This is a genomic window from Rhizobium sp. BK529 (assembly GCF_014194105.1).
Taxonomy (GTDB): domain Bacteria; phylum Pseudomonadota; class Alphaproteobacteria; order Rhizobiales; family Rhizobiaceae; genus Rhizobium.
Genome location: NZ_JACIAU010000001.1, coordinates 286,059 through 298,654, shown reverse-complemented (window position 1 = coordinate 298,654; position 12,596 = coordinate 286,059). Strand labels below are relative to the sequence as shown.

Here is a 12,596-nt window from a genome sequence, read left to right as displayed (position 1 = left end):
TAATTCACGTTTAACGTGAAGAGACTGCGATGTGGTTTGAAATCGCAAAGCTTTCCGGCAATAAAAATTCTGCATTTGCATCGCTTGCAATGCATATTGCCGCTTCCGCCAGCCGGTGCGCGAGCCCGAAACTGACTTTGAACCCGCCGGTCAGGGCGATGAGATTCTGACTCTCGGGATGTGCGCCGACCATCGGATCTCGATCGATCGCCTTGGGCCGCAGTCCGGTCCAGCGCTCGACAACTGGCGCGTCGCGCAACGCGGGCACCATCTCGCGCGCGGCTTCAATCAGCGCGTCGAGCTGTTCATCCGTGGAAAAGGGATCGGCAAAGCTGTTCTCGCTGGTGCTGCCGACAGCCACATGTCCACCCTCATGCGCCACTACATAAAGCCCGTCTCGGAAGATGGTCGGCAAGCCAGGGTCGATATCGGCGGCAAGCAGCGCCGCCTGGCCTTTCACAGCCTGGCCGAGAGGACGTTGCAATCCCGTCGTCAGGGTCGCGAGCAAGGGAAAGGAGCGATGCCCGGCAGCAAGGATGCTGCGCCCGAAAGCGATTGTTCCGCCCTCGATCGCCGCAGTCCCCCGCGCCGGATCGAGCTTCGTTATCTCCGTATTCTCGAGCACGCGCACATGCCGTGCCGTCAGCAAGAAGGCCTTGAGGGCAGCAACCAGCCCACGGGGCGCAACACGAGCGGCAAGCGTGTCGTGCACGAAACCGCTTTCGCCGGCGGCCGGGTCGAGCCAGCCTTCACCCGGCGGCCGGTCCAGCACATGCCAATGGAAACGCCGTTCTCCCGCTCTCCAATAAACCTCGGCATCAGCGGAATGGCCAAGCGCGATCTTGCGCAGATGCGGCTTTGGCAGCGGAATAAGCCGGCCGGAGCGCCTATAACCGGCCGAAAGGCCGGTCGCCTCCTCAATGGTGGCAATCTCTGCCTCTAGTGAGACCAGCGCATCGAACTGGAACTGCTTCTTCGCCGACCAGCGATCCGGCATATGAGGCATCAAGGCGCCGAGCAGCCCGCCGCTCGCTCCGCTGCCGAGATGTCCGGCATCGACAAGCAGAGTTTTCATGCCGCGACGCTCGGCGTGGACGGCCGCCCATAGACCCATAATGCCACCACCGACAATCAGAAGGTCGATGGATGATTGACCCGAGACCGGGGCGGGACTATCGGCTTTTTCCATGACAGATATCAATCCCGATCAGATCGGCGCGGGCAAGCCGCAGCCCCTCGAATGGCGCGACGGCGATATGCCCTATTCGACCGCCTTTGGCGACCATTTTTATTGCCAGACCGATGGAAGGCTGGAATGCGGTCACGTCTTCCTCGCCGGCAATGGCCTGCCCGAACGGTGGAATGGTCGCCCGAGTTTTCTCATCGGCGAACTCGGCTTCGGCACCGGACTGAATTTCTCGGAGACCTGGCGCCAATGGAAGCTCCATCGCCAGCCCGGTCAGCATCTGCATTTCATGTCCTTCGAACTCTATCCGATGCGCCGCGAGGAAATCGATCGCGCACTGGCCCACTGGCCCGAGATCGATGCCGAAAGACAGGCGCTGGCAGCCGCTTGGCCTGATATGCCCGAAGGCATTGTCTCTCTCGATTTGGACAGCCAGACGAGGCTCAGTGTTGTCTGCGGCCGTGCACTCGACGGCGTCGCTGCAGCGGCTCCCGGATTTGACGCCTGGTATCTCGACGGCTTCGCTCCCTCCCGCAACAGCGATATGTGGTCGGAAGAACTGATGCGCCTCGTCTGCGAGAAGACCACTGCCGGCGGACGCTTCGCCACCTACGCGGCTGCGGGTTTCGTGCGCCGCAATCTCGCGGCGGCCGGCTTTGTTGTCGAGCGGCGCAAGGGTTTTGCCGGCAAGCGGGAAATGCTCTGCGGAGTAAAGTCTCAGTAACCTGAGCGGCCCGGCTGCATTTGGCCGTAACCAAGCCACTGGCGGATCTTGTCTTCCAGAAGCTCCGGACTGATCGGCTTCGACATATAGTCGTCCATACCGGCATCGAGGCAAAGCTCGCGGTCGCTTTCCAGCGCATGCGCGGTGACGCCGATGATCGGCACGCGATGGCCCTGCCCCTGCTCCTTCTCGCGAATCAACTTGGTCGCCTGATGACCGTTCATGATCGGCATCGAGACGTCCATCATGATGAGCCGCGGCGTATGCCGCTCCCAGGCCTCCACGGCCTCCTCGCCATTATTGACGACGACGAAAGAAAGCCCGGTTCCCTGCAGGATCTGCGTGAAGACGATCTGGTTGACCTCATTGTCTTCGGCCACGAGAACATCGACGAAATCTGCTGCCCGTTGTCGCGGGGCCGGAGCCGGAGCTGCAGGTGGCGGCGGCACCTCCGCCTCCTTCTGCAGCCGCGCGATCTCCGCTTCGGACGCCTGTTTGACGCGGCTTGCACGCACGACCTCGACGACCGTATTGCGCATCACATTGGCGCGCGCCGGCTTCATCAGATACGCATGGCCGTTCAGCGCGGCAAATTCCTTCTCGGTGCCGGAAATATCCATCGACGTCAGGAAAATGATCGGCAGATCCACGAAGCGGCTGTCTGCGCGCAGGCGGCGCGCGACTTCGGCGCCATTCATCTCGGGCATGTGATAATCGAGCACGACGGCATCGACCTTGATGCCAAGATCGGCGGCGGCTTCCAGAATGGCAAAGCCGGTGGAGCCATCTTCTGCAGCAACGCCATCGAAACCCCAGAGGCTCAGCTGTTCGGTCAGGATACGGCGATTGACCTCGTTGTCGTCGATGACGAGGATGCGCGCACCCTGCACATTGATCGGCAGCGGCTTCGGCTCGATACGGGCGGCAGCGACCGCAAAAGGCAGCTGGACGGTAAAGACCGAGCCCTTGCCCCATTCGCTGTCGACATTGATATAGCCGCCGAAGAGATCGACAAGGCCGGCGGTGATCGCAAGGCCGAGACCTGTACCCTCATGCCGTCGGGTCGAGGAAGAATCGACCTGCGAGAACTTGTCGAAGACCGACTCCAGCTTTTCGGGCGGAATGCCGATGCCGGTATCTTCGATGCGCACGTTGACCATGATCTCGCCGCCGGCAGAAGGTTCGAAGCCGACATCCACGAAGACATGGCCGCGTTCGGTGAACTTCACCGCATTGCCGACGAGATTGGTAACGATCTGCCGAAAGCGCCCGGCGTCGCCGATAACGGCGGCAGGCAGATCGGGCGCAGCACGCACCAGAAGCTCGATATCCTTTTCTGCTGCGGGTGAGGACAATAGCGTCGCCACGTCCTCGACGGCCTCGACCGGATCGAAAGCCGCCTTGCGCAGCTTCATCTGTCCGGCATCGATCTTCGAGAAATCCAGGATGTCGTTGATGATCGTCAAGAGCGCATTGCCGGACTTGACGATGATGTCGACAAAGGTCGTCTGGCGGGTATCGAGATTGGTTTTGGCAAGCAGTTCCGCCATGCCGAGCACGCCATTCATCGGAGTGCGGATCTCATGGCTCATATTGGCGAGGAATTCCGATTTGGCGCGATCCGCAGCCTCGGCACGCGACAGAAGCTGCGTCAGCTCCTCCTCACGCTGCTTGAGGTCGGTGACATCGGTAAACAGTGCCACCCAGTGCTGCCGTGTGCTGACGGTGGCTTCCATATTCACCCAGCGCTCGCCCCCGACGTGGAAGACGGTGGAGATCGGCTGACGGGCCGCGATATTGGCGCGCCACTCTTCCAGCGTTTCGACCGCCTTGTCGTGGAAATCGCCGCGATTGGCGCAGAACTGGAAGAGGTCGATCCAGCCTCGGCCCGCTTCGGTGAGCTCGGACGGAATGCGCAGCACGTCGGCGAGCCCGTCATTGGAGAGCCTGATCACGCCGTCCTGGACGATTGCCAGCCCCTGCGACATGGCGTGCGTCGCATCGCGCATCATCTCGCCGAGGCTTTCCAGTGCTACGCGCGCCTCTTGGATTTCCTGCTCGCGCTCGCGCACGGCAGAAATGTCGGAATAGGTCAGCAGGATACGGTTGGAGGAAATGCGCCTGGAGTCGAAGATGACTGACTTGCCGGCAGCCCAATCGAGCTGGATCGGCTCCGGATTTGCAGCCTCGAACAGCCCCTTGCGGAAAGCATAGATCTCTTCGGGCGTCTGCGTGTCGCCGTAGCGGCCGAGCTCGTAATTGCGCTTGACGACGTCGATGAAGGGTCGCCCGTCGAAGCGATCGTCGAGCGGCAGTTCCCAGATGTTGTAGAACTCGTCGTTGACGTAGAGAATCGTGTGATCGTTATCGAGGATCAGCACGCCGACCGGTAGCGAGCGCAGGATGCTCTCGATCTCCTGATGCAGCGCTTCCTCATGCTGGCGCGCCTCGATCAGTTCCTTTTCACGCGCTTTCAGTGACGTGATGTCAGAGAAGGAACCGACGACATACCGCCTGCCGTCAGGCGTGACGACGCGGTTGACGCGGGAGATCACCTGGAAGATCTCGCCGTGGATATTCGGCAGGGTGCTCTCGATCTCGGTCAACACGCCGTTTTCCAGCGCCTGCTGGTTTTCCCGATAGATCGCCTCTCCGGCTTCCTGCCCAAACATGTCATGCTCGGTCATACCGAGCGCCTTGGAACGGGCATGGCCGGTGAAGGTCTCGTAATACTGGTTGGCATAGACCAGCCGGTGATCCTCGTCGCGCACGAAGGCGGCGACCGGAAGATCCTCCATGATGGTGCGCAGCAGGTCGCGCTCCCGCACGCTCTCATGCCAAGCGGTCTCGCCCGCCGGCGCGGGTTTGCTGCCATCTGGCGCATACCTGCTGCCATCGGGCGCATACCTGCTGCCACTGCGATAAGCGGCATTGACGATCAGCGGGCGGCCATCATCGGCAAAGATGCCGATCGGATGATCGAAATTTTCGAGCGTCTCACGGATACGGCCGAGATCGGCCGCCATCGTATCGGCGATTTCGGGAATGGCATGGCGTGGTTCGCGCGCTTCGAAAATCCCGAGCACATAGGCCCGATCCTGCGAGGGCGAGAAGCTCTCGATCAGCACCCGCTCATGGCTGAAGCCGGCCGCATCGAAGGCGATGGCGTTTTCTTCCGTGCCGAAAACCAGCGCACGGCGCTCGCGGTCCTCGCGCTCTTCCTCTTCCGGCCGGTCGAAGAGTTCGCGGCTGCGCCGCCCGATGAAATCAGAGATTTCGCGGCCGAAAAACCGGGCATAGGCCTCGTTGACGGCGACATAGCGCAGTTCGCTGTTCTTGACATAAGCAGGGGTATCCAGATCAGCGATCCGGCGACAGGCCAATTCCAAGAGTTCCCCGCTCGAATTCAAAAAATCTTCACTCCCGCAACGAACGAAATATCCCCTACAACAACTATAACGCCAAGGCTTTTAACAAGCTGTTAACCATAAAATTCCGAGGCGAGAATTCGAAGCCGGCTCATGAGGTTGATGAATCAGAGTGGCAACAAAGGCTTGCACGAAGCTGAAAAGACTCGAAATTCACGGGAGAAACATCGGCAGCCCAATTCGAGAGCGACGATTATGGAGAAAATTTAATTCAGGCGCGGTTTGCGCAACCATCAACGCGCCGCGATCGAGGTGGATTCTGCTCACGGCTTCAACGACGAGCCTAGCAGGAAAGGAATTCGACATGTCCGTTCTTCATAAGACAATGGCGGCGGGCCTGATTGTACTGACATTCACCGGTGCCTCGCTGGCTACCGCCGATACCGCAAATGCCCGACCGCGCGATGCCTTCTGGGGCGGTCTCGCCGGCGGCGTCGTCGGCGGCCTGGTCGGCGGAGCGATCGCCTCTGGTCCGGCATATCCGGCGCCTTACGCTTACTATCCGCGCCCCTACGCTTATTACCCCGCTTATCCCACCTACTACCGTCCGCGCTATTGCCATTTCGAATGGCGCTATGACGATTGGGGCGACCCCTACCGCATCAAAGTCTGCTCCGAATAGAAACCCACATCCGGCGCCGCTTGACCTCCCGGCGGCGCCAGTCCATGCATCGCATGACCCAAGGGAGGACATGCGATGCCCGAACCGCTCAAGAACCTGCTGCATGAAGGGCTGGTCGGCGACATGGCCGATCTCATTGCCGGCAACGCACCGTCCTTCGATAAGGAGCGCTTCGCAAGGCTCGCAACCGACGGCCTCGCAGCTCTGGAACTGATGGAGCGATCGGCGCTGATCCGAGACGCGTTATTTACAATCCTTCCCAAGGATTTTCCTGAAGCCGCCGCCATCCTGAAGGCGAGCCTTCCGACGTCAGGCAGGGCAGGACTCTCGGGCTGGATGCTGCTGCCCGTCAACCAGTTCATCGCCGCGCGCGGCCTTGAGCATTTCGATATCGCACTCGAGCTCCTGAAAGCACTGACGCCGCATTTCACGGCAGAATTCGGCATCCGCCAGTTCATTCATAAGGATCAACAGCGCGCGCTTACAACGATCGCCCGCTGGGTTGAGGATCGGAACCACCACGTCCGCCGGCTGGCGAGCGAGGGCACCCGCCCGCGTCTGCCCTGGGCGATGCGACTGCCGCAGTTGATCAAAGACCCCTCTCCCATCCTGCCGATCCTGACAGCGCTGATGGACGATCCCGAAGATTATGTCCGCCGCTCCGTCGCAAACAGCCTGAATGATATCGCCAAAGATCACCCGGATCTCGTCGCGGCCTTCATCGCCGACCATATCGAAGCTGCATCGGCCGAGCGCCGCTGGCTCCTGAAACACGCCTCGCGCACGCTGCTGAAGAAGGGCCATGCTCAGGCGCTCGCCAATTTCGGCTTCGGCGCGGCATCAGCTCTGAAATGCGAATTGCGGCTGCTCAATCCATCGGTGCTTTTCGGCGAGGGGCTGGATTTCGAAATCCGTGTGCGCAATGCCGGCAGGGCCGCACAATCCCTGATGATCGACTATGCGATCTATCACATGAAGGCTGACGGTACGCTCTCGCCGAAGGTCTTCAAATGGAAAACCGTCACGCTGGCAGCCGGTGAAGACCATGTGGTTCAGCGCCGCCACGCGATGCGGCCGATCACGACGCGGCGCTATTATCCCGGCGAACATCGTGTCGTCATTCTCATCAATGGCGCGGAGACAGCCTCGGGAGCTTTCGTACTTTCAATGCCTTCAGAACCCGCTATTGGCTGATCCCCTTGACTTTCGGTAGGAAATAGACCACATGGCACTCAGCTTTCACCTTCCGGCCGCCGCGTGAGCGTGCCACTGCAACAGATGCTGAAGAAGGATAGAGCGCATTCTGATGATGCCGTGTTCCAAAAGCGGCAAGACGCGCTGGAAAGCTTTTTCCAACTTACAAGTTCCCATTTCACGCGGGGTTCTTGACGCCAGATTGACACCGGACCGCAATGTCGCGAGCCGGCGTTTGTTTTTGGCGCGCCCTAAAAGGTTATGACTTGACCAATTTTGAATCGCTCGGCGTCTCCAAGCCGGTCGTCGCCACTCTGTTCCAGCTCGGCATCGAAACCCCGACGCCCATCCAGGAACAGGCTATTCCTCTCCTCATCCAGGGTCGCGATCTCATCGGTCTCGCCCAGACCGGCACCGGCAAGACCGCAGCCTTCGGCCTGCCGCTCCTCGAGCGCCTGCTCAAGGAAGAAAAGCGCCCCGACAATCGCTCGGTCCGCACGCTGATCCTGGCTCCCACCCGCGAACTGGTGAACCAGATCGCCGACAATCTGCGGAAGTTCATCCGCAAGTCGCCGCTGCGCATCAATGTCGTCGTCGGCGGTGTCTCCATCAACAAGCAGCAGCTTCAGCTCGAGCGTGGCTCCGATATCCTCGTGGCCACACCCGGTCGCCTGCTCGATCTCTGCAACCGCAACGCCATCACGCTGACCGCCGTGCGCTACCTCGTGCTCGACGAAGCCGATCAGATGCTCGACCTCGGCTTCGTGCACGACCTGCGCAAGATCGCCAAGATGGTGCCGAAGCGCCGCCAGACCATGCTCTTCTCGGCGACCATGCCGAAGGCGATTGCCGATCTCGCCGGCGATTACCTGACCGATCCGGTCAAGGTCGAAGTGACGCCTCCGGGCAAGGCTGCCGACAAGGTGGAACAGTACGTGCACTTCGTTCCCGGCAAGAACGACAAGACCGTTCTTCTGAAGAAGTCGCTGACCGAAAATCCTGACGGCCGCGCGATCGTCTTCCTGCGCACCAAGCACGGCGCCGAAAAGCTCGCCAAGCATCTGGAACAGGTCGGTTACTCGGTCGCCTCCATTCACGGCAACAAGAGCCAGGGCCAGCGCGAACGGGCGCTCAAAGGCTTCCGCGACGGCTCCATCAAGACGCTGATTGCGACCGACGTCGCCGCCCGCGGCATTGATATCCCTGCTGTCAGCCACGTCTTTAATTACGATCTTCCGGAAGTGCCGGATGCATACGTCCACCGCATCGGCCGCACGGCGCGTGCCGGCCGCGACGGTATTGCCATTGCTTTCTGCGCCCCAGATGAGGCCCGCCTGCTGCGCGATATCGAAAAGCTGATGGGCATCGAGATCACCGTTGCCAGCGGCGAGCCGCCGGCCGATCTGCGTGCGGCTCCCCGCAGCACCAATCGCGGCCGTGGCCAGGGCCAGCAACGTGGCCAGGGTAGTCGCGGTGAAGGTGGTCGCGGCGAAGGCAGCCAGCGCGGTGGAGAGCGCCGCGAAGGCGGCCGCAGCGAAACCCGCAACGGCAGCGGTCGTCCCGCCGGCCACGGCGACCGTCGTCCCCGCCACGAAGGCGAAGCTTCTGAAGTCCGTGCCGGTGAGGAGCGTCGCAACCGTCCGCAGCGCAACGATCGCCGCAACCAGGATTTCCGCGGCCAGCGTCGCGACGAACGGACACCGGATCTCGGCCCTGACAACGATCTGGCGTCGACCTCTGATTTCCGCCCTTCCCGCAAGCAGCAACAGCGCCCGGCTCAGCCGGCTGAAGCGACCGGCCATCATCGCGGCAACAAGCAGCACGTCCATGGCCGCCCGCCACGCAATCACGGCGACCAGCAGAATGGCGAGCAGCGCCGTGACGGTAGCGGCGGCATGCGCCGCAAGGGCGGCGGCCAGCGCCGCGAACGCGCATAAGCTTGAGACATCATGAGGGCCGGAGCGATCCGGCCCTTTCCTTTTGCCCGTCTACGACCTTCTGCACCGGATAGAGTTTGGTCCATTGGCGGAGCAGGAAATAATCACCTGCTCATCTTTTGTGCGACATGTCAGGTTCGATATGAACTCGCATCCCGCTAAGCCCTGGTAAATGCCCAGTTTTTCAGCCGCTTTTTGCGCTGCAAAAGATTTTATGAATCTTCCATGCGAACTGTGCATGGTTCTTGCATTGCCTTTTGCGTTGTATTCAAATGAACAAAAAAGGGGAGCCACACCTTTGGCATTTGATGAAATGATCACGGGCGACGAAAGTCCCCGAACGCCATATGAAAAATACTTTGAGTGGTACAACAGCCAAGACCGAGCGCATCTGATTGCAAAATCCCGCGATGCGGAAAATATCTTCCGCAAAACCGGCATCACCTTCGCAGTTTACGGCCACGCCGACAGTTCCGAAAAGCTCATCCCCTTCGACATCATCCCCCGCATCATCTCCGGCCGCGAATGGCGCAAGCTCGCCCAGGGTATCGAGCAGCGGGTGATCGCGCTCAACGCCTTTCTGGACGACATCTATCACAAGCAGGAAATCATCCGCGCCGGCCGTATCCCGCGCGAGCTGATCGAAAAGAACGATGCTTTCCTGCCCGAAATGATCGGCTTTCGTCCGCCGGGCGGCGTCTACACCCACATCGTCGGGACCGATATCGTCCGAACGGGCGAAGACCAGTTCTATGTGCTGGAGGATAATGCCCGCACACCCTCGGGCGTCAGTTACATGCTGGAGAACCGGGAAACGATGATGCAGATGTTCCCGGAGCTCTTCCATGAGAACCGTGTGCAGCGCGTCGAGGATTATCCCTATCTTCTGCGCCAGAGCCTTGCTTCGCTCGCCCCTCCCGGCTGCAAGGGCAAGCCGCGTGTCGCGGTGCTGACGCCCGGCATCTATAATTCCGCCTATTACGAACATTCGTTCCTCGCCGACACGATGGGTGTCGAACTCGTCGAAGGCTCGGACCTGCGCGTCATCGACGGCAAGGTGAAGATGCGCACCACGCGCGGCTATGAGGCGATCGACGTACTCTACCGCCGCGTCGATGACGACTTCCTCGACCCCCTCACCTTCCGGCCGGATTCGGCGCTCGGCATTCCCGGCATCATGGATGTCTACCGCTCCGGCAACATCACGATTGCGAACGCGCCCGGCACCGGCATTTCCGACGACAAGGCGATCTATTCCTACATGCCCGAGATCGTCGAGTTCTATACCGGTCGCAAGCCGATCCTCGAGAATGTGCCGACCTGGCGCTGCTCGGAAGCATCGAGCCTGAAATATGTGCTGGAACATCTGGAAGAACTGGTCGTCAAGGAAGTGCATGGTTCCGGCGGCTACGGCATGCTTGTCGGCCCGACCGCATCGAAGAAGGAACGCGCGGATTTCGCCGAGAAGCTGAAGGCCAAGCCGAGCAACTACATTGCCCAGCCGACGCTTTCGCTCTCCACCGTCCCGATCCTCGTCAACAAGGGCATCGCACCCCGCCATGTCGACCTGCGCCCCTATGTGCTGGTCTCCGACAAGGTGCAGATCATTCCGGGCGGGCTCACCCGCGTGGCACTGAAGCAGGGCTCGCTGGTCGTCAATTCCAGCCAGGGCGGCGGCACCAAAGACACCTGGGTATTGGAGGACTGATGCTCGGAAGAACTGCAAACGGGCTCTACTGGATGTTCCGGTATATCGAGCGCGCGGAGAATATCGCACGCCTCGTCGATGCCGGCCTGCGCATGTCGCTGACCCGCAGCGATTCCGGCGACGACAACTGGGACGGTGTCTTGCAAAGTGCCGGCGTGCGTGAACTCTACGACGAGACGCATACGAAACTGACCGGCCCCGACGCGATCGACTACCTGCTGCGTGATCGTTCCAACGCGTCGAGCGTCATGTCCTGCATCGATTTCGGCCGCAACAATGCCCGCATGGTGCGCACCGCGCTGACACGCGAGACCTGGGAAGCGACCAACGAATGCTGGATCGACCTCAAGGAGCTGCTGTCGAAAAAGCTGAAGGCCGCCGAACTGCCCGAAGTCATCGATGTCATCAAGCATCGCGCCGGCCTCATCCGCGGCGCATTCCACGGCTCAATGCTGAGGAACGAGCTCTATAATTTCGCTCGCATCGGCACCTTCATCGAGCGCGCGGACAATACGAGCCGCATCCTCGACGTGAAATATTACGTGCTTCTGCCGTCGATCTCGCAGGTCGGCTCTTCGGTCGACAATGTCCAGTGGGAATCCATCCTGCGCTCGGTCTCTGCCCATCGTTCCTACAGCTGGGCCTATGACGGCGAATACCGCGCCATGAACATCGCCGATTTCCTGATCCTGAACGGCCAGATGCCACGCTCGCTCGCCTATTGCTACGAGAAGATCGTCAGCAATCTCGGCTATATCGCCAAGGACTACGACGAGCGCCTGCCTGCCCACGACACGGCGGATGCGATCCGCGCAGCACTGCAGACCCTGAAGATCAAGGATATCATGGATCAGGGCCTGCATGAGTTCCTCGAGGATTTCGTCTCGCGCAACAACAAGCTCGGCAACGAGATCTCCGATGGCTACCGGTTCTATGCTTAAGCGGGTCAGATCATGAGACTGAAAATCAGCCACCTCACCGAATACCGCTACGACGAGCCGGCGCAGTTTTCCCTGCAGCGCTTGCGCCTGACGCCGCCGACCACGGTGGGCCAGACCGTGATCAACTGGTCGCTGCATGTGGAAGGCGCCAAGTCCGAAGTCGAATATGACGACCAGTACGGCAACCATGTGAACCTCGTCTCGCTGGAAGGCGAGCAGCAGGTAACGCGCATCGTCGCGGAAGGCGAGGTCGAAACCGAGGATCGCAACGGCGTTATCGGGCCTCACACCGGCTTCTGCCCGCTCTGGCTCTTCCTGCGCGAGACGCCGCTGACGAAGAGCGGCAAGCTGGTGAGGGAACTGATCAAGGAGGTAAGCGGCGAGAACGCGCTTGCCCGCATGCATGCGCTGATGGCGGCAATCCACGAGGCGGTGGAATACAAGCCCGGCACCAGCAGCACCGAAACATCAGCCGAACAGGCGCTGGAGAACAAGAGCGGCGTCTGCCAGGATCATGCCCATATCTTTGTCGCTGCGGCGCGTTTACTGGATATTCCGTCGCGCTACGTCTCCGGCTACCTGATGATGGAAGAAAAGGTCGAGCAGGCTGCCACCCATGCCTGGGGCGAGGCTCATATTCCGGGCCTCGGCTGGGTCGGTTTCGACCCCGCCAATAAGATCTGCCCCGATGACCGTTACGTCCGCACGGCCTCCGGCCTCTGCTACCGTGACGCCGCGCCGGTCTCGGGCATGCGCATCGGCACGCCGGGCGAAAAGCTGTCCGTCATCGTGAAGGTCCAGGACGGCGGCCAGATGCAGAGCCAAAGCCAGAGCTGACAAAAGCGCGGCTTCGTCC

9 protein-coding genes are annotated in these 12,596 nt (G+C 60.8%); 7 read left to right on the top strand and 2 right to left on the bottom strand.

The window, feature by feature from the left end; translation table 11 throughout:
- Positions 1 to 10: 10 nt before the first annotated feature.
- A complete protein-coding gene (locus FHX08_RS01455; RefSeq protein ID WP_132653539.1) occupies positions 11 to 1,189 on the bottom strand; it encodes an FAD-binding oxidoreductase in 1,179 nt (392 codons plus the stop codon).
- Here FHX08_RS01455 and mnmD point away from each other — a divergent pair.
- The gene (gene mnmD, locus FHX08_RS01450; protein ID WP_132653538.1) at positions 1,188 to 1,910 is read left to right on the top strand and encodes a tRNA (5-methylaminomethyl-2-thiouridine)(34)-methyltransferase MnmD; all 723 of its coding nucleotides are present in this window, start codon (positions 1,188 to 1,190) and stop codon (positions 1,908 to 1,910) included. The genes FHX08_RS01455 and mnmD overlap by 2 nt on opposite strands.
- Here mnmD and FHX08_RS01445 read toward each other — a convergent pair.
- Positions 1,904 to 5,320 carry a response regulator gene (locus FHX08_RS01445; protein WP_132653537.1) on the bottom strand — a complete coding sequence of 1,139 codons (3,417 nt, stop codon included), beginning with the start codon at positions 5,318 to 5,320 and terminating at the stop codon, positions 1,904 to 1,906. The genes mnmD and FHX08_RS01445 overlap by 7 nt on opposite strands.
- 322 nt (positions 5,321 to 5,642) lie before the next feature.
- Between FHX08_RS01445 and FHX08_RS01440 the strand changes: the two genes are divergently transcribed.
- The 6 genes from FHX08_RS01440 (at position 5,643) to FHX08_RS01415 (ending at position 12,577) form a co-directional block, all read left to right on the top strand.
- The gene (locus FHX08_RS01440) at positions 5,643 to 5,960 is read left to right on the top strand and encodes a hypothetical protein (RefSeq protein ID WP_132653536.1); all 318 of its coding nucleotides are present in this window, start codon (positions 5,643 to 5,645) and stop codon (positions 5,958 to 5,960) included.
- Positions 5,961 to 6,035: 75 nt separating this feature from the next.
- Positions 6,036 to 7,154: a DNA alkylation repair protein gene (locus tag FHX08_RS01435; protein WP_132653535.1), complete on the top strand. Its 1,119-nt coding sequence runs from the start codon at positions 6,036 to 6,038 to the stop codon at positions 7,152 to 7,154.
- A gap of 218 nt (positions 7,155 to 7,372) precedes the next feature.
- Positions 7,373 to 9,091: a DEAD/DEAH box helicase gene (locus FHX08_RS01430; protein WP_132653534.1), complete on the top strand. Its 1,719-nt coding sequence runs from the start codon at positions 7,373 to 7,375 to the stop codon at positions 9,089 to 9,091.
- A 298-nt stretch (positions 9,092 to 9,389) separates the two neighbouring features.
- Entirely contained in the window at positions 9,390 to 10,799 is a 1,410-nt protein-coding gene (locus FHX08_RS01425) for a circularly permuted type 2 ATP-grasp protein (RefSeq protein WP_132653533.1), read from the top strand.
- Positions 10,799 to 11,740 (top strand): alpha-E domain-containing protein, encoded by a 942-nt coding sequence (locus tag FHX08_RS01420; protein ID WP_132653532.1) that lies wholly within the window; start codon positions 10,799 to 10,801, stop codon positions 11,738 to 11,740. Before FHX08_RS01425 ends, FHX08_RS01420 begins: the two co-directional genes overlap by 1 nt.
- Before the next feature lie 12 nt (positions 11,741 to 11,752).
- A complete protein-coding gene (locus FHX08_RS01415; RefSeq protein WP_132653531.1) occupies positions 11,753 to 12,577 on the top strand; it encodes a transglutaminase family protein in 825 nt (274 codons plus the stop codon).
- Positions 12,578 to 12,596 lie beyond the last annotated feature (19 nt).

Bases quoted from the DNA above. Each gene is read 5' to 3' on its own strand.
- FHX08_RS01435 (WP_132653535.1), top strand. From the start codon at position 6,036: ATGCCCGAACCGCTCAAGAACCTGCTGCATGAAGGGCTGGTCGGCGAC.
- FHX08_RS01430 (WP_132653534.1), top strand. From the start codon at position 7,373: ATGTCGCGAGCCGGCGTTTGTTTTTGGCGCGCCCTAAAAGGTTATGAC.
- FHX08_RS01440 (WP_132653536.1), top strand. From the start codon at position 5,643: ATGTCCGTTCTTCATAAGACAATGGCGGCGGGCCTGATTGTACTGACA.
- mnmD (WP_132653538.1), top strand. From the start codon at position 1,188: ATGACAGATATCAATCCCGATCAGATCGGCGCGGGCAAGCCGCAGCCC.
- FHX08_RS01420 (WP_132653532.1), top strand. From the start codon at position 10,799: ATGCTCGGAAGAACTGCAAACGGGCTCTACTGGATGTTCCGGTATATC.
- FHX08_RS01415 (WP_132653531.1), top strand. From the start codon at position 11,753: ATGAGACTGAAAATCAGCCACCTCACCGAATACCGCTACGACGAGCCG.
- FHX08_RS01455 (WP_132653539.1), bottom strand. From the start codon at position 1,189: ATGGAAAAAGCCGATAGTCCCGCCCCGGTCTCGGGTCAATCATCCATC.